This is a genomic window from Streptomyces sp. EDA2-14 (assembly GCF_054963755.1).
Map to the genome: position 1 here is coordinate 1030967 of NZ_JBUEGE010000001.1, position 23632 is coordinate 1054598.

The following is a 23632-nucleotide window of genomic DNA, read 5'->3' on the forward strand; positions in this document are numbered from 1 at the left end:
ATTCGGTGGTCGTCCGGAGTTTGAGACGTGGACGTAACGGCAGGGGTTACCGGGGTGGGTGGTGTGTCCGTATTCGGGCCCGCGCGGGGCCGTGTCCGCACCACCCACCGTGAGCGGTGTCATCCGCTCGTAACGTCCTTGCCGGTGGCCGGAATTCAGCGCACAGTCATCACCGAACGGGGGAGCCGACGCGCTCGACCTTCTGGGTGCCGCTCAGCGTGCGGTACGAGCGCTTCCAGGAGGTCGTGGCGTTCTTGTCCGCGCGGTCGGAGATCACGTAGTAGTCCATCTGCGCGTGCTCGGCCGTGACGTCCAGGACGCCGTATCCGTGCCGGTCCATGTCGAGCCAGTGCACGTGCCGGTTGGCGGCCTTGATGGCGCCCTCGGCGACCGTGGAGAGCGTGTCCGGGGCGACGTGCAGGATGTCGTCCAGGTTGTCGGAGGTCACGGACGTGACCACGAACTCCGTCGCGGCGGACGGCGACAGCGGATACGTCGCCGCCTTGACCGGTACGTCGTTGGCCCATGCCATGTGGATGTCGCCGGTCAGGAAGACGGTGTCGCGGACGGCGTTCTCACGCAGGTGGGTGATCAGCTCGGTGCGGTCGTGCGTGTAGCCGTCCCACTGGTCGACGTTGATCGCCAGGCCCTCCTTCGGGAGGCCGAGCAGTTCGGCCAGCGGGCCCGCGATGTGGGCGGGCAGCGAACCGAAGGCGACCGGCGAGATCATCACCGAGGTGCCGACCAGCTTCCAGCGCGCGTTCGACGCGGTGAGCCCGGACTTCAGCCAGTCGAGCTGGGCGCGGCCCGTGATCGTGCGCTCCGGGGAGTCCACCGCGCCGTTGCCGACGCTCGTCTGCTCGGAGCGGAACGAGCGCAGGTCGAGCAGGTGGAGGTCGGCGAGGTTGCCGAAGCGCAGGCGGCGGAAGACCGTGCCCGCGGTCGACGGGCGGACCGGCATCCACTCGAAGTACGCCTGCTTCGCCGCCTGCTGGCGCGCCCGCCAGTCGCCCTCGGTGTCCGGCGTGTGGTTCTCCGCGCCGCCCGACCAGGCGTCGTTGGCGAACTCGTGGTCGTCCCAGATCGCGATCAGCGGGTGCGCGGCCTGCATGGCCTGGACGTCGGGGTCCGTCTTGGTCTGGCCGTGCCGGGTGCGGTAGTCGGCGAGCGAGACGATCTCGTGGACCGGCCGGTGCTGCCGGACGGTGTACTGGGCGGCCGGGTACTCGCCGGTCTTGTACTCGTAGAGGTAGTCGCCCAGGTGCAGGACCGCGTCCAGGTCGGTGCGGGCGGCCAGGTGCCGGTACGAGGAGAAGTAGCCGGCCTCCCAGTTGGCGCAGGAGACGACGCCGAAGCGCAGCCCGTCGGGGGACGCGTCGGCGGCGGGCGTGGTGCGGGTGCGGCCCACGGGGGAGTGGGTGGTGCCTATGGAGAAGCGGAAGTAATAGGCGGTCGCCGGGCGCAGGCCCCTTACATCGGCCTTGACCGTGTGGTCGGTGGCGGCGCTCGCGGTCACGGTGCCCCGGCCGACGACCTGACGGAAGTCCTTGTCCCCCGCGATCTCCCAGCCCACCCGGACATCGGCGCCCTTGCCCGAGCCGGGCAGCGCGTCGGCGGACGGCGTCACGCGCGTCCACAGCAGCACCCCGTCGGGCAGCGGGTCGCCGGAGGCGATGCCGTGCAGGAAGGCGGGGGCGTCGGCGGCGTGGGCGGGGGCCGCGGCGGCGAGCGGCGCGGCGAGCGCGGCACCGGCGGCCGCGGCCTTGACGACCGTACGGCGGGTCGGGGCGGGCCCGGGGACGGGTCTCGGGACGGATTGATCAAGTCGACTGGTCACAGCCGGTCAGACTACTGACTGGTAGATACAAAAAGCGGGCGAACCCGAAAGGTTCGCCCGCTCTTCATCAAGCCCGGTGCTTCATCAAGCCCCGGTCGTCGTCAGCCCTTGAGGGCCTTCTTGAGCGCGGTGTTGTACTCGGCCACCGTCATCGGGGCGTTCTGGCCGTCCGAACCAGTCAGCTTCTTGCCGTCCATGACGAGGCTCGGGGTGCCGGTGACCTCGTCCTTGTTCGAGTCGAAGGCCTTGGACATCTTCAGCGCCCACGCGTCGTAGGTGCCGTTCTCGACGTCCTTCTGGAACGCCTTGTTGCCCTTGAGCGAGTCGACGGTGTCGGCGATCTTGATCAGATAGTCGGTGTCCCCGAACTTGTCATCGCCCTCGTCGGGGTGGAACTTCGCCGAGTAGAGCGCCGTCTTGAAGTCGAGGAACGAGTCCTGGCTCACGTTGAGGGCCGCGCCGAGCGCGCTCAGCGCGTCCTTCGAGCCCTCGCCGCGGTTGCCGATCTCGTTCTTGCTCGCGCTGTCGCCGTCGAGGAACGTGCCGCCGACGTACTGGAGCTTGAACTTGCCGGCCTCGAGGTCCTTGTGGAGCTGCGGGCCGACGGTCTGCTCGAACGAGGCGCAGATCGGGCAGCGCGAGTCCTCGTAGACCTTCAGGGTCTTCTTCGCGCTGTCCTTGCCTATGACGACGGTCGTGCCGTTCTTGCCCGAGGTGTTCGCGGGCGCCTTCACCTTGGCGGGCTTGGCGTCCGCCACCTCCTCCCAGTGGGAGGGCTTGTTGGCCTGCATCACCGCGTAGCCGACGCCGCCCGCGATCGCGAGGACCGCGACGACGGAGACGCCGACGATCGCCTGCCGCTTCGTCTTGTCCCGCTTGGCCTGGCGCTCGCGTTCGGCGCGCAGCCGCTCGCGGGCCGCGGTCTTCGCCTGCTGGGTGTTGCGCTTGCTCATGATCGTGCTCCGTAGGTGAGTGACATGCGTATGGGGACCTGCCGTGCCGGGCCCGGGCCGGGTGGTGGCTCAGGCGGCGAGCGGCGGCGGTCCGCGCCGTCCTACGGAGTGCACCCAGAGCCGGGTGCGGGAGGCGGGTACGCGCGTGACGGGGCGCGGCAGGCGTACCGCGGGGCCGGGCCTGACGGTGACCGCGGCGAACGCGATGAGCAGCGGCCGGAAGGCGAAGGCGGCCATCGCGCGCAGCAGCTGGGCCAGGGCCTGCTCGCCGCGGCGCAGCCAGGCGGCCGCGAGCAGGCCGACGGCGACGTGCGTGGCAAGGAGCAGCCAGGAGGCCGCCGGGTCGGTGTGCGCGAAGAGGGCAGCGGCCCGCTCCGTGCTGCCGCCCGTCATCCGGGCCAGCGGCGTGCCCACGTTCCCGGCGCACAGCATGTCGAAGCCGAACTGGCGCAACGGGCCCGCGACGGGGCCGCCCGCCTCGCCGTAACAGACGTGCTGACCGGTCGTGAAGATCGTGTCGGCGGCCAGTTCCAGCGGGACGAGCAGGGCCGCGATCCGGCCGAAGCCCCGCTCGCGGCCGGCCAGCGCGTAGGCGATCACGAAGACGGCCGCGGCGGTCGCGGCGACCGTCGTGAGCGGCAGCGGGGCCCGCGAGAGCAGCACGTGCGAGGCCACGGACAGCGTCACGACGCATGCCGTGAACAGCGCCGCGCGCGTCACTCGTAGCTGGGTCCCGGATATGTCGTCCATCGCGGCAGAGTGTGCCATGCCTTCCGGTAAGCGATGCCTAAAGGGTTCCTGTGCGTTACGGAATCGCTGTGCGGGACAGGACTACGCAGCCAGACCGGGAATCCGGCCGTTGCGGAACAGGTCCACGAAGATCTGGTGGTCCGCACGCGCGCGTGACCCGTAGGAGTGCGCGAAGTCGACCAGCAGGGGCGCGAAGCCGTCCTCGTCGGCGGCGATCGCCGCGTCGATGGCGCGCTCCGTGGAGAACGGCACGAGCGACTCGCCGGACTGGTCGTCCGCCGCCGCGTGCATCGTCGCCGTGGCCCGCCCGAGGTCGGCGACGACCGCCGCGATCTCCTCCGGGTCGTCGATGTCGCTCCAGTCCAGGTCCACCGCGTACGGCGAGATCTCCGCGACCAGCTGCCCGGCCCCGTCGAGCTCCGTCCAGCCCAGCCACGGGTCGGCGTGCGCCTGCAGGGCGCGCTGCGAGATGACCGTGCGGTGGCCCTCGTGCTGGAAGTAGCCGCGGATCGCCTGGTCGGTGATGTGCCGCGAGACGGCCGGCGTCTGGGCCTGCTTCATGTAGATCACGACGTCGTTCTCGAGCGCGTCGCTGTTGCCCTCCAGCAGGATGTTGTACGAGGGCAGGCCCGCGGAGCCGATGCCGATGCCGCGGCGCCCGACCACGTCCTTCACGCGGTACGAGTCGGGGCGCGCCAGGGAGGCCTCCGGCAGCGTCTCCAGGTAGCCGTCGAACGCCGCGAGCACCTTGTAGCGCGTCGCCGCGTCCAGCTCGATGGAGCCGCCGCCCTCCGCGAAGCGGCGCTCGAAGTCGCGGATCTCCGTCATGGACTCCAGGAGGCCGAACCGGGTCAGCGAGCGGGCGTCGCGCAGCGCCTCCAGGAGCGGGCCCTCGGCCGTGTCCAGCGAGAAGGGCGGCACCTCGTCGCGCTTGGCGCCGGTCGCCAGCGCGTGGATGCGCTCGCGGTAGGCCCCGGCGTACGTGCGCACGAGGTCCGAGATCTGCTCGTCGCTCAGCGCCTTGGAGTACCCGACCAGCGCCACGGAGGCGGCGAAGCGCTTGAGGTCCCAGGTGAAGGGGCCCACGTACGCCTCGTCGAAGTCGTTCACGTTGAAGATCAGGCGGCCCGTGGAGTCCATGTACGTGCCGAAGTTCTCCGCGTGCAGGTCGCCGTGGATCCACACCCGGCTGGTGCGGTCGTCCAGGAAGGGCCCGCCGTGCTGCTCGCGTTCCACGTCGCTGTAGAAGAGACACGCCGTGCCCCGGTAGAACGCGAAGGCCGACGCCGCCATCTTGCGGAACTTGACCCGGAAGGCCGCGGGGTCGGCTGCGAGCAGCTCGCCGAACGCTGTGTCGAAGACGGAGAGGATCTGCTCGCCGCGCTGGTCAGCGGTGGGCTGCGGTTCCGACATCGCTGGGTGCCTCCTGGAACGGATCGTGCGGTACGCGATGCTGATGCGTGGGACGGATGTTCTGTCCGGTCAACGCATGACCGTACTCCGGAGTGCCCGTCCGTTGTCAGTGACCGGTCGTAGACTTCCAAGCTGTCCCCCAGACCGTCGCCCGGTGTTTTCCATTGGAGGCCCCAACCGTGTCAAAGCCGCCCTTCACGCACCTGCATGTGCACACCCAGTACTCGCTGCTGGACGGTGCGGCGCGGCTCAAGGACATGTTCAAGGCCGCCGGCGACATGGGCATGACGCACATCGCGATGTCCGACCACGGCAACCTGCACGGCGCGTATGACTTCTTCCACACCGCCGAGAAGGCGGGCATCACGCCGATCATCGGCATCGAGGCCTACGTCGCCCCGGAGTCCCGGCGCAACAAGCGGAAGATCCAGTGGGGCCAGCCGCACCAGAAGCGCGACGACGTCTCCGGTTCCGGTGGTTACACCCACAAGACGATGTGGGCGGCGAACAGCACGGGGCTGCACAACCTGTTCAAGCTGTCCTCCGACGCGTACGCCGAGGGCTGGCTGCAGAAGTGGCCGCGCATGGACAAGGAGACGCTCTCCCAGTGGAGCGAGGGCATCATCGCCTCCACCGGCTGCCCCTCCGGTGAGCTGCAGACCCGGCTGCGCCTCGGCCAGTTCGACGAGGCGGTGAAGGCGGCCGCCGAGTACCAGGACATCTTCGGCAAGGACCGGTACTTCCTGGAGCTGATGGACCACGGCATCGACATCGAGCACCGGGTCCGCGAGGACCTGCTGCGGGTCGGCAAGAAGGTCGGCATCCCGCCCCTGGTGACGAACGACTCGCACTACACGTACGCGAACGAGGCGACGGCGCACGACGCGCTGCTGTGCATCCAGACCGGAAAGAACCTCTCGGACCCGGACCGCTTCCGGTTCAACGGCACGGGCTACTACCTGAAGTCGACGGACGAGATGTACGCCATCGACTCCTCGGACGCCTGGCAGGAGGGCTGCCGGAACACGCTCCTCGTGGCCGAGCAGATCGACACGACCGGCATGTTCGAGAAGCGCGACCTCATGCCGAAGTTCGAGATCCCGGAGGGCTTCACCGAGGTCACCTGGTTCCAGGAGGAGGTCCGGGTCGGCATGAACCGGCGCTTCCCGGGCGGCGTCCCCGAGGACCGCCAGAAGCAGGTCGAGTACGAGATGGACATCATCATCCAGATGGGGTTCCCGGGGTACTTCCTGGTCGTCGCCGACTTCATCATGTGGGCGAAGAACAACGGCATCGCGGTCGGCCCCGGCCGAGGCTCCGCGGCCGGTTCGATCGTCGCCTACGCGATGGGCATCACCGACCTCGACCCGATCACGCACGGACTGATCTTCGAGCGCTTCCTCAACCCCGAGCGCGTGTCCATGCCCGATGTCGACATCGACTTCGACGAGCGCAGGCGCGTCGAAGTGATCAGGTACGTGACCGAGAAGTACGGCGCCGACAAGGTCGCCATGATCGGCACCTACGGCAAGATCAAGGCCAAGAACGCGATCAAGGACTCCGCGCGCGTGCTCGGCTACCCGTACGCGATGGGCGACCGCCTCACCAAGGCGATGCCCGCCGACGTCCTCGGCAAGGGCATCGACCTCGACGGCATCACCAACCCCGAGCACCCCCGCTACTCGGAGGCGGGCGAGATCCGGGGGATGTACGAGAACGAGGCGGACGTCAAGAAGGTCATCGACACCGCCAAGGGCGTCGAGGGTCTGGTCCGGCAGATGGGCGTGCACGCCGCCGGCGTCATCATGTCCAGCGAGCCGATCGTCGACCACGCCCCGCTGTGGACCCGGCACACCGACGGCGTGACGATCACGCAGTGGGACTACCCGCAGTGCGAATCGCTCGGCCTGCTGAAGATGGACTTCCTGGGCCTTCGCAACCTCACCATCATGGACGACGCCGTCAAGATGGTGGAGGCCAACAAGGGCATCAAGCTGGAGATGCTCGACGTCCCGCTCGACGACCCGAAGACGTACGAACTGCTCTGCCGCGGTGACACGCTCGGCGTGTTCCAGTTCGACGGCGGCCCGATGCGCTCCCTGCTGCGCCAGATGCAGCCCGACAACTTCGAGGACATTTCCGCCGTCTCGGCCCTGTACCGGCCGGGCCCGATGGGCATGAACTCGCACATCAACTACGCGGAGCGCAAGAACGGCCGGCAGGAGATCACGCCGATCCACCCGGAGCTCGAAGAGCCCCTGAAGGAGACGCTCGGCCTGACCTACGGCCTCATCGTGTACCAGGAGCAGGTGCAGAAGGCCGCGCAGATCATCGCCGGGTACTCGCTCGGCGAGGCCGACGTGCTGCGCCGCGTGATGGGCAAGAAGAAGCCCGAGGAACTGGCGAAGAACTTCGTCCTCTTCCAGGAGGGCGCGAAGAAGAAGGGCTTCTCCGACCAGGCGATCCAGGCCCTGTGGGACGTCCTGGTCCCGTTCGCCGGCTACGCGTTCAACAAGGCGCACTCCTCCGCGTACGGACTGGTCACCTACTGGACCGCGTACCTGAAGGCGAACTACCCGGCCGAGTACATGGCCGCGCTGCTCACCTCGGTGAAGGACGACAAGGACAAGTCGGCCGTCTACCTCAACGAGTGCCGGCGCATGAAGATCAAGGTCCTCCCGCCGGACGTGAACGAGTCGGTGCACAACTTCGCCGCCCAGGGCGACGACGTGATCCTCTTCGGCCTGGAGGCGGTCCGCAACGTCGGGTCCAACGTGGTGGAGTCGATCGTCCGGGCCCGCAAGGCGAAGGGGAAGTTCACCTCGTTCCCCGACTACCTGGACAAGATCGAGGCCGCCGCCTGCAACAAGCGGACGACGGAATCCCTGATCAAGGCCGGCGCCTTCGACCAGATGAAGCACACCCGCAAGGGGCTCACCGCCCAGTACGAGCCGATGATCGACAACGTCGTGGCGGTGAAGCGCAAGGAGGCCGAGGGACAGTTCGACCTCTTCGGCGGTATGGGCGAGGGGGAGAGCGACGAGCCGGGCTTCGGCCTCGACGTCGAGTTCTCCACCGACGAGTGGGACAAGACGTACCTGCTCGCCCAGGAGCGCGAGATGCTCGGCCTCTACGTCTCCGACCACCCGCTCTTCGGCCTGGAGCACGTGCTGTCCGACAAGGCGGACGCGGGCATCGGCCAGCTCACCGGCGGCGACTTCGGGGACGGCGCGGTCGTCACCGTCGGCGGCATCATCTCCGGCCTCCAGCGCAAGATGACCAAGCAGGGCAACGCCTGGGCGATCGCGACCGTCGAGGACCTCGCCGGTTCCATCGAGTGCATGTTCTTCCCGGCGACGTACCAGCTGGTGTCCACGCAGCTCGTCGAGGACGCCGTCGTCTTCGTCAAGGGCCGCCTCGACAAGCGCGAGGACGTGCCGCGCCTGGTCGCCATGGAGATGCAGGTCCCCGACCTGTCGAACGCGGGGACCAACGCGCCGGTGATCCTCACGATCCCGGCCCTCAAGGTGACGCCGCCGATGATCAGCCGGCTCGGCGAGATCCTCACCAACCACCGGGGCGACAGCGAGGTCCGGATCAAGCTCCAGGGGCCGCGCAAGACCACGGTGCTGCGGCTCGACCGGCACCGGGTGAAGCCCGACCCGTCGCTCTACGGCGACCTGAAGGTGCTGCTCGGCCCGGCCTGCCTGATGTGACCGGCTGACCGGCCGACTGCGGCGAGACACGCGCGAGGGGCGCACCCGGACTTCCGGGTGCGCCCCTCGTTGTGTGCCAACTGCCCTACGAGGCGCCTCAGTTGTGACCGAAGCGGCGCTCGCGGTGCTTGCGGGCCACGTCGCCCGGCGTGGCCTCCACGGCCGACTTGGCCTGGGCCTCCATGGCCGAGGAGCGGGCCTGCTCGTCCGGCTGAGCGGCCTGGGCCGCCTTCTGCTGATGGCGATTCTGCTTACGGTTCTTGGCCATGGTGATCTGCCTCCTGCGGGGGATCTAGGGGCCAGGGCCGGCTTCAGATTCACACAGGCCGACAAAGAGCGCATTTCGGAGTATTACCGTTCGTAACGGCCATACAGCGGGATGTGTCCGCCCCCATACCCGGCTTCCGCCACGCCGAAGATCCAGTTCGGGCCGTTAACCCCCGCGCGGTCGGGCAGACTCGAAGGAAACCCGAAGCGAAACCGCGGGAGCCGCCCCGTGGACCGCGTCCGGACTGCTGGCAAGTCGGCGAAAGAGGGTGGATCGCGTGGACCGTTGCATCGTCCTGGTGGACGCCGGATATCTGCTGGGGGCCGCGGCGAGCCTGCTCGCGGGCGAGCCCTCCCGCTCCCGGATTCATGTCGACCACGCCGCCCTCATCCAGGGTCTGCGCGAGCGCGCCGAGGCCGAGACCGGGCGGGAGCTGCTGCGCATCTACTGGTTCGACGGGGCGCCCGACCGGGTGCCGCAGCCCGAGCACCGGCGGCTGCGGGTGATGCCGCGGGTCACCGTGCGGCTCGGTGCGCTGACGCGCTCCGACGGGCGGTGGGCGCAGAAGGGCGTCGACGCCGCGATGCACGCCGAGCTGACCGAGCTGGCCCGTAATCGTGCCTGCTCGGACGTGGTGCTCGTGACCGGGGACGGCGATCTGCTGCCCGGCATGATGGCCGCCAAGGAGCACGGGGTCGCCGTCCACCTGTGGGCCGTGCAGGCAGCCGACGGCGACTACAACCAGTCCGAGGACCTCGTCGCCGAGGCCGACGAGCGGCGGGTGCTCGACCGGACCTGGATCACCAAGGCCGTACGCGCCAAGGAGCTCGGCGGGATCTGCGCCCCGCCGCCCGTGCCGCGGCCGGAGATCGCCGCGATCCTCTCCGCGCCGCTGCCCGATTCGGCGCTCGCCGCGGCGGGGCGGCCCACCGAGGAGACCGGGGACACGGACTCCGTGCAGCACGCGCCGGCGGCGCAGGCGCGGAACGGGGCTGCGGCCTCGGACGAGGACCGGGCCGCCGCGGCGGCGGCCGGCAAGGGAGTGCCCACGCCCAAGGACCTCGCCGCGCTCCGTGGGCCCGGTGCGCCGGTGGCGCAGCATCCCGCGAGCGCGACGCTTCGGTGGTCCTCCGACAAGGGGTGGGTCGAGCGGCCCGGTGGCGGCGGAGAGCCGGCCGATGTGGCCTCGCTGCCCACGCTGGCGCAGCTCACCACGGCGGAGCAGCGGTGGGCCGACCGCGAGGAGGACATCACCGCGATCGGCGGGGATCCGTACGAGGTGGGGCAGGTGTTCGCCCGGCGGTGGCGGGAGCGGCTGGGGGACCAGGCGCAGCTCCAGAAGCTCTCGACCATGTATCCGCGGGTGCCGCACCGGATCGACGGGGAGCTGCTCCGGTACGCGGCGAGGTTCGGACTGCTCGCGCACAAGGACGACCAGATCGACGAGCACGACCGGTACGCGATCCGTGCCGGCTTCTGGCGCGAGATCGACGTACGTACAGCGGAGCACGCGACGGCGGCCGACTAGGCGGGTCGGCGTCGGCCGGTGCCGGTGGATCAAGCCCCCGCGGCGATCGGGCCTCGCCGGTGATTGAGACGTACGGCATGCGTGGGAAATGTCCGGCCCCGCGTGCAATCGTGAACGCCGGACCCCGTAGGCTCGTCCCTCGTGAGTATGCGCACCGATGACGTTGCCCCGAAGCGTAATGCGGGCGCTGTCGTGTGCGCGGTGCGGGGGCTCAGCAAGACGTACCCGGCCTCGCGCGGACGCAGGGGTGTGCCGGGAACACCGGAGCTGCGGGCCACGGACGACGTACGGCTCGACATCCGGCGCGGCGAGATCTTCGGCCTCCTCGGGCCGAACGGGGCGGGCAAGTCCACCCTCGTACGGCAGCTGACCGGGCTGATGCGGCCCGACGCCGGAAGCGTGGAGATCCTCGGGCACGACATCGTGCGGCACCCGGAGCGGGCCGCCCGGATCCTCGCCTACCTCGGGCAGGAGTCGACCGCCCTCGACGAGCTGACCGTGGCGCTCGCCGCCGAGACCACCGGCCGCCTGCGCGGGCTCCCGCTCAAGGACGCGCGGGCCGCGCGCGACGACGTGCTCGACGAACTGGGGCTCACCCCGCTCGCCGCCCGGCCGATCAAGAAACTGTCCGGCGGGCAGCGGCGGCTCGCCTGCTTCGCGGCCGCGCTCGTCGGGGAGCGCCCGCTGCTCGTGCTCGACGAGCCGACCACCGGGATGGACCCCGTCGCGCGGCGCGCCGTATGGGCCGCCGTCGACCGGCGGCGGGCCGAGCGCGGCACGACGGTACTGCTCGTCACCCACAACGTGATCGAGGCCGAGACCGTCCTCGACCGCGTGGCCGTGCTCGATCAGGGGCGCGTCATCGCCTGCGACACCCCCGCGGGCCTCAAGCAGCGCGTCGCCGGGGAGGTGCGCGTGGAACTCGTGTGGCGGGAGAAGGCCCCGATGCACGTCGACGAGGTGGCACGGCTGCGTGCGCACGCCGTGGAGTCCGGGCGACGCTGGTCGCTGCGGCTCGAACCGGACGCGGCCCGGTCCGCCGTCGCCGCCGTCACCGGCGGCCCGGCCTTCGACTTCCTGGACGACTTCACGCTCGCGACGCCGAGCCTGGAGGACGTGTACTTGGCGCTCGGCGGGAGCCGCAGCGGTGTGAAGGGCCTGGTGAAGGCATGAGCGTCGTTCCCGTCGAGGCGAGGCCGGCGCGCCACGCGTCCGTCTCCGAGGAGACCGGCGACCTGCTCGCGCCGCGCGCCCGCTTCCTGCCCTCGCTCGCCGCCGTCTACCGGGCGCAGCTCAGCCGGGCCCGCGTGGCCCGGATCCCGCTGCTGTTCGTGGCGACGTTCCAGAGCGTCGGCATCATGATCCTGATGCGCGGCGTCGTCGACCAGGGCGGCCGCGAGGCGCAGGCCGTGGTCGCCGGGTCCGCGGTGCTCGTCGTCGCGTTCGTCGCGCTCAATCTGCTCGCCCAGTACTTCGGGCAGCTGCGGGCGGCCGGCGGGCTCGACCACTACGCGACGCTGCCGGTGCCGCCCGCATCCGTGGTGCTCGGCGCCGCGGGCGCGTACGCCTCGTTCACCGTGCCGGGGACCGTGGTCACCGCGGTCGTCGGCTGTCTGATGTTCCAGCTGCCGCTCGCCCACCTGTGGGTGCTCGTCGCGGTGATCCCGCTGGCGGGCGCCGCGCTCGCCGGGCTCGGCGCCGCGCTCGGGCTGCTCGCGCCGCGGCCCGAACTGGCGACGCTGCTCGGCCAGTTGGGCATGTCGGCGGCGCTGCTGCTCGGCGTGCTTCCGGCCGACCGGATGCCGGAGTTCGTGCAGTGGGGGCGCGACCTGCTCCCGTCCACGTACGGCGTCGAGGCCTTCGCGCGGACCTTCGCCGAGCACCCCGACTGGGGTGTCGTCCTGCTCGACCTGGGCGTCTGCGCGGCCGTCGGCGTCGCCTCGCTCGCCGTGGCGACGTGGGCGTACCGTCGGGCCGCCGTCCGGTGACGCGCCGCACAGCGACGCCTGGCACGATGGCAGTGTGACCGCACCGCTGACACCGCCACCCCATCAGCCCCCGCACAACAACGGGCACAGCGACCCTTGGCAGGCCCCCGACCCCATGACCGGACATCTGCCCCCCGCGCCCGCAGCCCCGCAGGAGTACGACGACGGTCCGGGGCTCAGGGCCGAGCTGCGTGAGGCCGTCGTCGTGACGGTCGCGGTCGCGGTGGTGGGGCTCGTGCTCGGCGCGCTGTGGCTGTGGCTCGCGCCCCGGGTGCCGCTGGTCTCGGACGCCTCGGCGGTCTACCTCAAGGACACCGAGGGCGAGCAGGCCATCGGCGTCGACGGCACGTTCACGCTGCTGGGGCTCGCGTTCGGCGTCGTCACCGGTACCGCCGTCTTCCTGTGGCGCAGGCGCGGGGGCGTACCGCTGGTGGTGGCGCTGGCCCTGGGCAGCCTACTCGGCGGGGTGCTCGCCTGGCGGTTCGGCGTCTGGCTCGGGCCGACGCAGAACGTCGCGGCGCACGCCAAGGAGGTCGGCAAGGGCGTCGTGTTCGACGCCCCCCTGGAGCTGAAGGCCAAGGGGGCCCTGCTCGCGTGGCCGCTGGCGGCGCTGGTCGTGCACCTGGGCCTCACCGGCCTCTTCGGGCCGCGGGATCCCGACCCGTACTTCGCCACCCCGTACGGCACGCGGCACGACGGCGGGACCTCGCCCACGGCCTCGTAGCGCCTCAGTCGTGGTGTGCGGCGGAGCCGTCGGACATCGGGCAGGCCGGCGACGCGGAGGCCGCGGAGGCCGCCGTGCATGTGCACGTCGACGACATCCGCGGCCGGTGGAGCGCGCGCTGATCTTCAAGGGGCTCTCAGGTCTTCACGGCACCTCAGGCGGGGCGTCGCCCGTGGTTGGCCTTGCCCTTCTTGATCCGCCACTTGCGCTTGCGTGTCCTCTTCGACATGTCCTGGGTACTTAGCCGAAGCGGCGGGGTACGTCGAGGGGTCACGCACGCCCGACGGGAGCGAGCACGGCATCCGTGAGCGCCGCCAGATCGCCCGGTGCCAGCTCGACCTCCAGGCCGCGGCGCCCCGCCGAGACGCAGATCGTCCCGTGCTTCTCGGCGGAGGAGTCGATGACCGTACGCAGCTTCTTGCGCTGCCCGAGCGGCGAGATGCCGCCGCGTACGTACCCGGTCGTGCGCTCCGCCAGCGCCGGATCGGCCATCGCGGCGCGCTTGCCGCCGACCGCCGCGGCGAGCGCCTTCAGGTCGAGCTGTCCGGCCACCGGCACGACACCGACGACGAGCTGTCCGTCCACGTCCGCGACGAGCGTCTTGAACACCCGGTCCGGGTCCACGCCCATCGCCTCGGCCGCCTCCTCGCCGTACGAGGCGTGCGCGGGGTCGTGCTCGTAGGAGTGCACCGTGAAGGAGGTGCCCGCGGTGGTGAGGGCGACGGTGGCCGGGGTGCCTCCGGACTGGTTCTGCTGCTTCTTGCTCTTCTTCGCCACGTGCGGGTTCCTGTGTCCTTCGGGTCAGTTGAGGCTCGTCGACTGCCGGGTCAGGTCCGTCGCGGGCAGCGACGGCAGATGGCGGATGATCGCCGTCTCCGCCCGCAGCAGCGTCAGCTCCGCGCGCAGCCGGGACGCCACGTCCTCGGCCTCCAGCAGCCGCTGCTTCGTCGGTACGTCGAGGACCGCGGCCGCCGCGACCAGATACGACACCACCGACGGCTCGTCCGGCAGCTCCGCGCCCGTCGTCAGGGACCGCTCACGGGCGCCCGCGAGCCGCTTCTGGTACTTGCGGAACGCCCGCAGCACCCCCTCCGCGAGGGCCCCCGCCTCCTCGCCGTCGTCCTCGGGAAGCTCCTCCACCTCGGCCGTCAGATACGGGCCCGAGGCGTCGACCGAGTGCAGCTTCACCCGGCGCGTGCCCGTGGCGAGCACCTCGAAGCTGCCGTCCGCGCGCTCCCTGATGGTGGCGGCGTCCGCGATGCAGCCGACGGCGTGGAAGGAGGCGATCGGATCGTCGCCGAAGCCCGCGGCCGGGCCGGCGCCCGCCTCCTTGGTCGTCACCTCGTCGGGCATGCCGGACGCGCTCGGCGCGACCTCGTGGCCGTCGCGGATCGCGACGACCACGAACTGGCGCGGCTCATCGGAGGTCGACGGCTCGGTGTCGGGCTCCGAAGGATCGCCGGGCGAAGCCTTCAACAGGTCGCGCATCATGGCGCGATAGCGCTCCTCGAACACGTTCAGCGGGAGCACGAGTCCCGGGAACAGCACCGAGTTGAGCGGGAACAGCGGAAGTCGGACGGTGGTCACGTCGGTCAAGCGTAATGGTCGTCGGTCTTGGCCGGTCCGCCGCGCAGCGGCATCGTCGCGGCGACTTCCAGCCGAATGTGCCCGCGCAGCTCCATGAAGTGGGCCAACGGGTCCTCCGTGAGCCGGTCCCAGGGGAACGACGTGGCGTACGGGCCGATGAGTCGCAGCTGGTCGAGAGCGTCCTGCCAGCGCTCCAGCTCGACCAGTACGCAGGTCAGCAGATTGCGCACCTCGGCGGGCCAGGGATCCGCGGGCTCGTACGAGAGGGACAGCTCGGCGGCGAGGTCGGCGGCGGAGTCCAGGCGGTCGCGGGGGATGCCGGTGCGCGGGGCGCCCGAGGTCAGATACGCGAGGGCCGCGCGGGCCGGCAGCGCCTTGAGCAGCGAGCCCGGCAGGGCGTCCTGCGCGGCCCGCTCCGCGAAGTCGAAGCACTCGGCGTGCGAGCCGTACCAGGCCGCCGACAGATAGCGCAGCGCCGCGACGTGGCAGCCGTAGTGGTGCGGGGAGCGGCGCACCGCCTTCGCCCACAGCTTCTCGAACTCGGTGTGCGGGGCGTTGGTGCCGCGGGCGTGGTCGAGGGCGATCCGCCAGGGGACCGGGTCGCGGGGGTCGGACTCGGCCGCGGCCAGGACCAGCGGGGTCACCTCGCGCAGCAGTTCGCCGTGGGCGGGCGAGGCGAGGGCGCGGCCGACGGCGAGTTCGGCCTTGACGAGGAGCAGGTCGGGGTCGTGCGGCGCGGCCTGCTGCCAGGCCTCGAACCATTCGGGGCGGGCGGCGGCGAACGCGGCGAGGCGCTGCACCGCGCGGTCCCGGTTCTCCCACTCGGCGGACTCGCGGGTGTCGGCGAGGGCCTTCGCGGCGGGGCCGTGGTCGCCGCGGCCGGCGGCGACGAGGGCGGGGGCGAGGCGGTCGTCCGGGGCGTCGAGGAGGAGCTCCTCGTCCGGTGGGAGGCCGACTCCCAGGGAGGCGGTGTGGCGGAGCATGCGGGTGGTGCGGATGAGGGCGCGCAGGAACGGCACCGGGGCTCCTTCTGCGCGCGGGGACGTGGTTGCGGTGGGATGACGGCTGAGGTGGGCGGAAGGTTGCACGGGTCGGCGTAGATCTTTGCCGCGTCTTGGCCGGCGCCGGGGTTCACGTCTCGGGGCTCCGCCCCGGACCCCGCGCCTCAATCGCCGGCGGGGCTTGATTCTGCCCACCCGCCGACGAGGCTCGATATTGCGTGCCCGACGGCGGGGCTTGATCCATCAAGCCCCTGCGGCGATTGAGCAGCGGGGTCCGGGGCGGAGCCCCGTGGCCTCGGCCCCGGTGCCCGTGTCAGTGGTGTCCGTGTCAGTTCCTGCGGAGCAGTCGTGTCGCGCCCGCTGCCACCGTTGTCGCCAGGGTCCAGCCCAGCAGGACCAGGATCGTCGACGCCCACTGCCAGGTGCCGCTGAGTTGCCAGCTGCCGGCCTGGCCGAGGTCGACGACCGGGAGGAGCAGGTCCAGGGTGAAGAGGGCCGGGTCCCAGACCGGGCCTTCGCCGGGCTTGATCCGGGGGTGCGGGGCCTGCGTGAAGACGACCGTGCTGAGCGCCCAGAGGAACGCCATCCACAGCGCGGCCCGGCCGGGCCGGTACCCGTACGCCACCGTCCAGTCCTGGATGTAGCCCCACACCTTCGCCGCTATGGGCAGCGTCTCGCGGCGCCTGCGCTGCTTGGCCAGCAGGACCTCGCGGGCCTCGGCGTCCTCGCCGCTGTTGCGCAGGACCAGGGCGAGGCGCTCGTACGGCTCCGGGCTGTACTCGGGCGTCGCGTCGGAGAGCCAGTCGACGCGGCGGGCGAGGGGGAAGGAACCGGTGGGGATGAGGTTCTCGTACTGGAAGCCGCCGATCCGGAGCTGGCCGGGCCCCGGCCAGCTGGTCGACTTGTCGACCAGGTTGGTCACCCGCGCACCGGAGAGCACGATCCGCCCGCGCTGCGGCTTGTCGCACAGGAAGCGCAGTTCGGGGGTCTGGATGCGGCGCATCGAGACCTCCTGCTCGTTCTCCATCGTGAACCGCGCCGAGTCCAGGTCGAGCGCGTCGCCGAACCGGCCGTCGTCGAGCCGCATCCCGCCCACGCACTCGAAGGGCTGCACGCGGGTGCCGCGCGCGGGCGTCCCGCCGCCGTTCTGGAACGGCCCGCCCAGCGCGGCGGGGCCGAGGTACAGCGTCCGCTCGACCGACATCTGCGGAGCGTTCAGGGCCCGCCCCCGCGGCCCGCTCAGCCGGCTGCCGCGCAGCGACAGCGAGACGCCCACCGTCGCGCCGCGCAGGCTCAGCTCGCCGTGCGTCTCAAGGAGCTCGGCCTGGAGGTCCTGGCCGACCGTGAGCCCGTCCGCCATGATCGACTTCCCGAGCCGGTCCCGGAACACGACGGCCTGGTTGAGGAGCAGGTCCGTGCCGATGTGGGCGTCCGTGAGCCGGACCCCGTTGTGGAAGCGGCAGCGCGCGAGGTGCAGATCGCCCTCCGTGTGGACCCGGGCGCCCTCGAGCCGGGGCACCGAGCAGCCGACGAGCCGCACGGTCGTGAAGCGCGCCTCCGGGATCAGCACCTCCTTCTCGAAGCGGCAGCCCTTCATCTCCACGTACGGGACGACCGTGCCGCCCGCGAGGTCGAACACGTCCGTGATCTGCACGCCCTGGAGCTTGAGGGAGGAGACCCGGCCGTCGAGCGCCGGCGGGCCGTCGAGCAGCAGCCACGCCACGATGCGCGCCCGCACGCTGCGCTCGGGTCCCCAGGGGTGGCCGCCGTGCGGATCGTCCCGCGCGGTGTCCCCGGCGCGCAGGTCGTAGACGCTGCCGTTGCGGAACGCCTGCCACATCCCGACCTCGGCGGCGCTCAGCCCGTCCGGCACGTCCCCGTCGCCGTTGCCGGTCGTCCCCTCGACCACGTTCTTCTGCCTCCCCCGTGACGACCCGCTTGTCCGTACAACCGGTCATGCCCGCTGCGTGACCGTCTGAAAGCCGGTGGTCGGCCCGCCGCCCCGGTATCAGCCACTGATACGGGGCGCCGAGCGTAAACCCGCGTCTGAGAGAATTGTTCTGTGATCTCTCGAATCGATCTGCGCGGCGCCGCCCTCCCCGAGGGCCAGGCCCTGCGCTCGCTGCTGCCCCGAGCCGACTTCGACGTCTCGGCCGCCCTGGAGAAGGTGCGTCCGATCTGCGAGGACGTGCATCATCGTGGCGACGCGGCGCTGATCGAGTACGGGGAGAAATTCGACGGAGTGAAGCTGGAATCCGTCCGGGTTCCCGCCGTAGCCATCGCCAAGGCGCTCGCCGATCTCGACCCCGCCGTGCGCGCCGCCCTGGAGGAGTCCATCCGCCGGGCCCGCATCGTCCACCGCGAGCAGCGCCGCGCGAGCCACACGACGCAGGTCGTGCCGGGCGGCTCCGTCACCGAGAAGTGGGTGCCGGTCGAGCGCGTCGGCCTGTACGCGCCGGGCGGCCGGTCCGTCTACCCCTCGTCCGTGATCATGAACGCGGTGCCGGCGCAGGAGGCGGGCGTCGAGTCCGTCGCGCTCGCGTCCCCGCCGCAGAAGGAGTTCGGCGGCCTGCCGCACCCGACGATCCTCGCCGCCTGCGCGCTGCTCGGCGTCGACGAGGTGTACGCGGTCGGCGGCGCCCAGGCCGTCGCCATGTACGCGTACGGCACCGAGTCCTGCGCCCCGGCGAACATGGTGACCGGCCCCGGCAACATCTGGGTGGCCGCCGCCAAGCGCTACTTCACGGGCCGGATCGGCATCGACGCCGAGGCGGGCCCGACCGAGATCGCGGTCCTCGCCGACTCCTCGGCCGACCCGGTGCACGTCGCCTCCGACCTGATCAGCCAGGCCGAGCACGACCCGCTGGCCGCCGCCGTCCTCGTCACGGACAGCGAGGAGCTCGCCGCGGCCGTGGAGAAGGAGCTGGAGCCGCAGGTCGCCGCCACCAAGCACATCGAGGACCGGATCGTGCCCGCCCTGAAGGGGCGGCAGTCCGCGATCGTGCTCGTCGACTCGCTCGACGACGGCCTCAAGGTCGTCGACGCGTACGGCGCCGAGCACCTGGAGATCCAGACCGTCGACGCCTCCGCCCTGGCCCAGCGGGTGAAGAACGCGGGCGCGATCTTCGTCGGCCCGTGGGCGCCCGTCTCCCTCGGCGACTACGCGGCCGGGTCCAACCACGTGCTGCCGACGGGCGGCTGTGCCTGCCACTCGTCCGGTCTGTCCGTGCAGTCCTTCCTGCGCGGCATCCACATCGTCGACTACACGAAGGACGCCCTCGCCGAGGTCGCGGCCACCGTGGTGACGCTCGCCGACGCGGAGGACCTGCCCGCGCACGGCGCGGCGATCAAGGCCCGTTTCGGGTGGAAGGTACCCAAGAACCAGTGACCAAGATCGACGATCTTCCCGTACGCGAGGAACTGCGCGGCAAGTCCCCTTACGGCGCACCCCAGTTGGACGTCGCCGTCCGGCTGAACACGAACGAGAACCCGTACCCGCTGCCCGAGCCGCTGGTCCGGCGGATCGCCGAGCGGGTCGCCGACGCGGCCCGCGAGCTGAACCGCTACCCCGACCGGGACGCGGTCGAGCTGCGCACGGAGCTCGCCCGGTACCTGACCCGGACGACCGGCCACGAGGTCACGTACGAGCAGGTGTGGGCGGCCAACGGGTCGAACGAGGTGCTCCAGCAGCTCCTCCAGGCCTTCGGCGGCCCCGGCCGGCTGGCGCTCGGCTTCGAGCCCTCGTACTCGATGCACCCGCTGCTCGCCCGCGGCACCAACACCGGCTGGGTGAGCGCCCCGCGCCGCGAGGACTTCTCGCTGGACGTCCCGGCCGCCGTCGAGGCGATCCGGACGCACCGGCCGCACGTCGTCTTCATCACCAGCCCCAACAACCCGACGGGCAACGCGGTCGCGGCCGAGGACGTCCTCGCGCTGTACGAGGCCGCGGGCCGGGACGCGATCGTGGTCGTCGACGAGGCGTACACCGAGTTCAGCCACGGCTCCTCGCTGCTCCCGCTGATCGAGGGACGGCCGAATCTGATCGTCTCGCGGACGATGTCGAAGGCGTTCGGCGCGGCGGGGCTCCGCCTCGGCTACCTCGCCGCCGACCCGGCCGTCGTCGACGCCGTCCAGCTGGTGCGGCTGCCGTACCACCTGTCGGCCGTGAACCAGGCGACGGCGCTCGCCGCCCTGGAGTACACGGACACACTGCTCCAGTACGTGGAGCAGCTGAAGTCGGAGCGCGACCGCGTGGTCGCGGAGCTGGAGAGCCTCGGCTTCGAGGTCACCGTCGCCGACGCCAACTTCATCCAGTTCGGTGTCTTCGACGACCCGCACGCGGTCTGGCAGTTCATCCTCGACCGCGGCGTCCTGATCCGGGACAACGGCGTCCCCGGGCGGCTGCGGGTGACCGTCGGCACCCCCGAAGAGAACGACGCGTTCCTGGACGCGGCCCGTGAAGTCAAGAAGGAGTTCGGCGCATGAGCCGCGTAGGACGCGTAGAGCGCACCACCAAGGAGACCTCGGTCCTCGTCGAGATCGACCTCGACGGCACCGGAAAGGTCGACGTCAAGACCGGGGTCGGCTTCTACGACCACATGCTCGACCAGCTCGGCAAGCACGGTCTGTTCGACCTCACGGTGAAGACCGAGGGCGACCTGCACATCGACTCGCACCACACCATCGAGGACACCGCCCTGGCCCTCGGCGCCGCCTTCAAGCAGGCGCTCGGCGACAAGGTCGGCATCTACCGCTTCGGCAACTGCACGGTGCCGCTCGACGAGTCGCTCGCGCAGGTCACGGTCGACCTCTCCGGCCGCCCGTACCTCGTGCACACCGAGCCCGAGAAGATGGCGCCGATGATCGGCGAGTACGACACGACGATGACCCGGCACATCCTGGAGTCCTTCGTCGCGCAGGCGCAGATCGCGCTGCACGTCCACGTGCCGTACGGGCGCAACGCGCACCACATCGTCGAGTGCCAGTTCAAGGCGCTCGCGCGGGCCCTGCGCTACGCGAGCGAGATCGACCCGCGTGCCGCCGCCGCCGGGATCCTTCCCTCCACGAAGGGCGCCCTGTAAGCCATGAACGGCCTCGCGACCATCCTCATCGTTGTCGGCCTCTTCCTGCTCGGCGGCGTCTACTCGTTCGTCAAGCAGGGCATGGGCAAGAGCCTCATCACGCTCCTCTCGATCGGCGCGGGCATGTGCCTCGTCGCGGGCGTGCTGCGGCTCGACTACTGGAACTGACAGGGTTGGCACCTCCCATGACCGACAAGAAAATTGTCGTCTTCGACTACGGCTTCGGGAACGTGCGCTCCGCCGAGCGCGCCCTCGCCCGCGCGGGCGCCGACGTCGAGATCACCCGCGACTACGACAAGGCCATGAACGCCGACGGGCTGCTCGTGCCCGGGGTCGGCGCGTTCGCCTCCTGCATGAAGGGCCTCAAGGAGGCGCGCGGCGACTGGATCGTCGGCCGCCGTCTCGCCGGCGGGCGCCCCGTGATGGGCATCTGCGTCGGCATGCAGATCCTGTTCGCACGCGGCATCGAGCACGGCCAGGAGGCCGAGGGCCTCGACGAGTGGCCCGGCGTCGTCGAGCCGCTGAAGGCCGACGTCGTCCCGCACATGGGCTGGAACACCGTGGACGCGCCGCAGGGCTCCCAGCTCTTCGCGGGCGTCGACACCGACGAGCGCTACTACTTCGTGCACTCGTACGCCGTGCAGAACTGGGAGCTCGAAGTCCTCAACCCCGCCATGCGTGCGCCCAAGGTCACCTGGTCGACGCACGGCGGCCCGTTCGTGGCCGCCGTCGAGAACGGCGCGCTGTGGGCGACGCAGTTCCACCCCGAGAAGTCCGGCGACGCCGGAGCGCAGCTGCTGAAGAACTGGATCGGAACCCTTTAGTCATGAGCAAGCTCGAACTCCTCCCCGCCGTCGACGTCCGTGACGGACAGGCCGTCCGCCTCGTGCACGGCGAGTCCGGCTCCGAGACCTCCTACGGCTCCCCGCTGGAGGCCGCCCTCGCCTGGCAGTCCTCCGGCGCCGAGTGGCTGCACCTGGTCGACCTGGACGCCGCGTTCGGCACCGGCGACAACCGCGCCCTGATCCGTGAGGTCAGCCAGGCCATGGACATCAAGGTCGAGCTGTCCGGCGGCATCCGCGACGACGACACCCTCGCCGCGGCCCTCGCCACCGGCTGCACCCGCGTCAACCTCGGCACCGCCGCCCTGGAGACCCCCGAGTGGGTCGCCAAGGTCATCGCCGAGCACGGCGACAAGATCGCGGTCGGCCTCGACGTGCGCGGCACGACGCTGCGCGGCCGCGGCTGGACCCGCGACGGCGGCGACCTGTACGAGACCCTTGAGCGCCTCAACTCCGAGGGCTGCGCCCGGTACGTCGTCACGGACATCGCCAAGGACGGCACGCTGCAGGGCCCGAACCTGGAGCTGCTGCGCAACGTCTGCTCGGCCACCGACCGCCCGGTCGTCGCCTCCGGCGGCGTCTCGTCCCTGGACGACCTGCGGGCCATCGCCGAGCTCGTGCCGCAGGGCGTCGAGGGCTCCATCGTCGGCAAGGCGCTGTACGCCAAGGCGTTCACGCTGGAAGAGGCCCTGGAGGCCGTGTCCCGATGACCTCCTCCGACGGCGTGCGGCGTGTGCAGAGCGGTAGTCCCTGGGAGGAGTCCTTCGGTTTCGCGCGCGCCGTCGCCGCCGGCGACCGGGTCGTCGTGGGCGGGACGACCTCCTTCCGGCAGGACGTCCTGTACGGCGAGGGCGACCCGTACGAGCAGGCGACCGTGGCCTTCGGCAACGCCCTGGAGGCGATCGCGGAGTTCGGGCTCGGCCCCGAGTCCGTGATCCGCACCCGGATGTATCTGACCCACGCGCGGGACGTCGACGAGGTCGGCCGCGCCCACAACGACGTATTCGGACCGGTGCGCCCCGCGACGACCCTGGTGGTCGTCACGGGCTTCGTCGACCCGCGCATCCTGGTCGAAGTAGAACTCGAAGCCTTCCGAGGAGCCACCCCGTGACGCTCGCCGTCCGAGTCATCCCCTGCCTCGACGTGGACAACGGCCGCGTCGTCAAGGGCGTCAACTTCCAGAACCTGCGCGACGCGGGCGACCCCGTCGAGATGGCGAAGGTGTACGACGCCGAGGGCGCCGACGAGCTGACCTTCCTGGACATCACCGCGTCCTCCGGCAACCGCGAGACCACGTACGACGTGGTGCGCCGCACCGCCGAGCAGGTCTTCATCCCGCTCACCGTCGGCGGCGGCGTGCGCACCGCCGACGACGTGGACAAGCTGCTGCGCGCGGGCGCGGACAAGGTGGGGGTCAACACCGCCGCCATCGCCCGCCCCGAGCTGATCCGCGAGATCTCCGAGCGCTTCGGCAGCCAGGTGCTCGTCCTCTCCGTGGACGCGCGCCGCACCGGGTCCGGCGCCTTCGAGGTGACGACGCACGGCGGGCGCAAGTCCGCCGGCATCGACGCCGTCGAGTGGGCGCACCGGGCCGCCGAGCTGGGCGCGGGCGAGATCCTGCTCAACTCGATGGACGCCGACGGCACCAAGGACGGCTACGACATCGAGATGATCGAGGCCGTGCGCAAGCACGTGGCGGTGCCGGTGATCGCCTCGGGCGGCGCGGGAAAGCTGGAGCACTTCGCCCCGGCCGTCGCCGCGGGCGCGGACGCGGTGCTCGCCGCCTCCGTCTTCCACTTCGGCGATCTGCGCATCGGTGAGGTCAAGGACACGCTGCGCGAGGCGGGACATCCCGTCCGCTGACTTCCTCGCGAGACCGGTGATTTCGCCGATGCGGATGATGCGGTACCGGCGCCACCGTGGTCGCTGTCAGTGACCACGGCG

Annotated in this window: 22 protein-coding genes; 13 read left to right on the top strand and 9 right to left on the bottom strand. The window is 71.1% G+C overall.

The window, feature by feature from the left end; all coding sequences use genetic code 11:
* Positions 1 to 169: 169 nt before the first annotated feature.
* The 4 genes from ACY34M_RS04585 to ACY34M_RS04600 all read right to left on the bottom strand — a co-directional run bounded on the left by ACY34M_RS04585 (position 170) and on the right by ACY34M_RS04600 (position 4953).
* Positions 170 to 1837: an alkaline phosphatase D family protein gene (locus ACY34M_RS04585; protein ID WP_462718621.1), complete on the bottom strand. Its 1668-nt coding sequence runs from the start codon at positions 1835 to 1837 to the stop codon at positions 170 to 172.
* 101 nt (positions 1838 to 1938) lie between these two features.
* A complete protein-coding gene (locus ACY34M_RS04590) occupies positions 1939 to 2790 on the bottom strand; it encodes a thioredoxin domain-containing protein (RefSeq protein ID WP_462718622.1) in 852 nt (283 codons plus the stop codon).
* 69 nt (positions 2791 to 2859) lie between these two features.
* Positions 2860 to 3540 (bottom strand): hypothetical protein, encoded by a 681-nt coding sequence (locus ACY34M_RS04595; RefSeq protein ID WP_462718623.1) that lies wholly within the window; start codon positions 3538 to 3540, stop codon positions 2860 to 2862.
* Between the two features lie 81 nt (positions 3541 to 3621).
* Positions 3622 to 4953 carry a DUF2252 domain-containing protein gene (locus ACY34M_RS04600; protein WP_462718624.1) on the bottom strand — a complete coding sequence of 444 codons (1332 nt, stop codon included), beginning with the start codon at positions 4951 to 4953 and terminating at the stop codon, positions 3622 to 3624.
* 179 nt (positions 4954 to 5132) lie between these two features.
* Between ACY34M_RS04600 and dnaE the strand changes: the two genes are divergently transcribed.
* A complete protein-coding gene (gene dnaE / locus ACY34M_RS04605) occupies positions 5133 to 8669 on the top strand; it encodes a DNA polymerase III subunit alpha (protein ID WP_462718625.1) in 3537 nt (1178 codons plus the stop codon).
* Between the two features lie 97 nt (positions 8670 to 8766).
* Here the strand turns inward: dnaE and ACY34M_RS04610 are convergent, their stop codons facing one another.
* Positions 8767 to 8937 carry a hypothetical protein gene (locus ACY34M_RS04610; protein ID WP_266720614.1) on the bottom strand — a complete coding sequence of 57 codons (171 nt, stop codon included), beginning with the start codon at positions 8935 to 8937 and terminating at the stop codon, positions 8767 to 8769.
* Positions 8938 to 9214: 277 nt separating this feature from the next.
* Here ACY34M_RS04610 and ACY34M_RS04615 point away from each other — a divergent pair, with 277 nt between their 5' ends.
* The 4 genes from ACY34M_RS04615 to ACY34M_RS04630 all read left to right on the top strand — a co-directional run bounded on the left by ACY34M_RS04615 (position 9215) and on the right by ACY34M_RS04630 (position 13177).
* Positions 9215 to 10465 carry an NYN domain-containing protein gene (locus tag ACY34M_RS04615; protein ID WP_462718626.1) on the top strand — a complete coding sequence of 417 codons (1251 nt, stop codon included), beginning with the start codon at positions 9215 to 9217 and terminating at the stop codon, positions 10463 to 10465.
* 192 nt (positions 10466 to 10657) lie between these two features.
* Positions 10658 to 11638: an ABC transporter ATP-binding protein gene (locus ACY34M_RS04620; RefSeq protein ID WP_462718917.1), complete on the top strand. Its 981-nt coding sequence runs from the start codon at positions 10658 to 10660 to the stop codon at positions 11636 to 11638.
* The gene (locus ACY34M_RS04625) at positions 11635 to 12453 is read left to right on the top strand and encodes an ABC transporter permease (RefSeq protein WP_462718627.1); all 819 of its coding nucleotides are present in this window, start codon (positions 11635 to 11637) and stop codon (positions 12451 to 12453) included. The genes ACY34M_RS04620 and ACY34M_RS04625 overlap by 4 nt, the downstream gene beginning before the upstream one ends.
* 34 nt (positions 12454 to 12487) lie before the next feature.
* Entirely contained in the window at positions 12488 to 13177 is a 690-nt protein-coding gene (locus tag ACY34M_RS04630; RefSeq protein WP_462718628.1) for an SLC41A family transporter, read from the top strand.
* Positions 13178 to 13447: 270 nt separating this feature from the next.
* On the opposite strand, the gene ybaK is transcribed toward ACY34M_RS04630, so the two are convergent.
* From ybaK to ACY34M_RS04650, 4 genes are all read right to left on the bottom strand, one after another.
* On the bottom strand, positions 13448 to 13954 hold the full coding sequence (ybaK, locus tag ACY34M_RS04635; RefSeq protein ID WP_462718629.1) for a Cys-tRNA(Pro) deacylase: 507 nt from the start codon (positions 13952 to 13954) through the stop codon (positions 13448 to 13450).
* A gap of 24 nt (positions 13955 to 13978) precedes the next feature.
* Positions 13979 to 14764 carry an LON peptidase substrate-binding domain-containing protein gene (locus tag ACY34M_RS04640; RefSeq protein ID WP_462718630.1) on the bottom strand — a complete coding sequence of 262 codons (786 nt, stop codon included), beginning with the start codon at positions 14762 to 14764 and terminating at the stop codon, positions 13979 to 13981.
* A 5-nt stretch (positions 14765 to 14769) separates the two neighbouring features.
* Positions 14770 to 15747, bottom strand: a complete 978-nt coding sequence (locus tag ACY34M_RS04645; RefSeq protein ID WP_462718918.1) for a hypothetical protein — start codon at positions 15745 to 15747, stop codon at positions 14770 to 14772.
* A 346-nt stretch (positions 15748 to 16093) separates the two neighbouring features.
* Complete coding sequence (locus tag ACY34M_RS04650; protein ID WP_462718631.1) at positions 16094 to 17674, bottom strand: oxidoreductase; 1581 nt, start codon at positions 17672 to 17674, stop codon at positions 16094 to 16096.
* Between the two features lie 153 nt (positions 17675 to 17827).
* Between ACY34M_RS04650 and hisD the strand changes: the two genes are divergently transcribed.
* Genes hisD through hisF form a run of 8 tightly spaced genes read left to right on the top strand, consistent with a single transcriptional unit; the run spans position 17828 to position 23551 of the window.
* Positions 17828 to 19153 (top strand): histidinol dehydrogenase, encoded by a 1326-nt coding sequence (gene hisD, locus ACY34M_RS04655; RefSeq protein ID WP_462718632.1) that lies wholly within the window; start codon positions 17828 to 17830, stop codon positions 19151 to 19153.
* Positions 19150 to 20250, top strand: a complete 1101-nt coding sequence (locus ACY34M_RS04660) for a histidinol-phosphate transaminase (protein WP_462718633.1) — start codon at positions 19150 to 19152, stop codon at positions 20248 to 20250. Before hisD ends, ACY34M_RS04660 begins: the two co-directional genes overlap by 4 nt.
* On the top strand, positions 20247 to 20846 hold the full coding sequence (gene hisB, locus ACY34M_RS04665) for an imidazoleglycerol-phosphate dehydratase HisB (RefSeq protein ID WP_462718634.1): 600 nt from the start codon (positions 20247 to 20249) through the stop codon (positions 20844 to 20846). Before ACY34M_RS04660 ends, hisB begins: the two co-directional genes overlap by 4 nt.
* A gap of 3 nt (positions 20847 to 20849) precedes the next feature.
* Positions 20850 to 21014: a hypothetical protein gene (locus ACY34M_RS04670; protein ID WP_462718635.1), complete on the top strand. Its 165-nt coding sequence runs from the start codon at positions 20850 to 20852 to the stop codon at positions 21012 to 21014.
* 17 nt (positions 21015 to 21031) lie between these two features.
* Positions 21032 to 21670 (top strand): imidazole glycerol phosphate synthase subunit HisH, encoded by a 639-nt coding sequence (gene hisH / locus ACY34M_RS04675; protein WP_462718636.1) that lies wholly within the window; start codon positions 21032 to 21034, stop codon positions 21668 to 21670.
* A gap of 2 nt (positions 21671 to 21672) precedes the next feature.
* On the top strand, positions 21673 to 22398 hold the full coding sequence (gene priA, locus ACY34M_RS04680; protein ID WP_462718637.1) for a bifunctional 1-(5-phosphoribosyl)-5-((5-phosphoribosylamino)methylideneamino)imidazole-4-carboxamide isomerase/phosphoribosylanthranilate isomerase PriA: 726 nt from the start codon (positions 21673 to 21675) through the stop codon (positions 22396 to 22398).
* Entirely contained in the window at positions 22395 to 22799 is a 405-nt protein-coding gene (locus ACY34M_RS04685; RefSeq protein ID WP_462718638.1) for a RidA family protein, read from the top strand. The genes priA and ACY34M_RS04685 overlap by 4 nt, the downstream gene beginning before the upstream one ends.
* A complete protein-coding gene (gene hisF / locus ACY34M_RS04690; RefSeq protein ID WP_462718639.1) occupies positions 22796 to 23551 on the top strand; it encodes an imidazole glycerol phosphate synthase subunit HisF in 756 nt (251 codons plus the stop codon). Before ACY34M_RS04685 ends, hisF begins: the two co-directional genes overlap by 4 nt.
* Positions 23552 to 23632 lie beyond the last annotated feature (81 nt).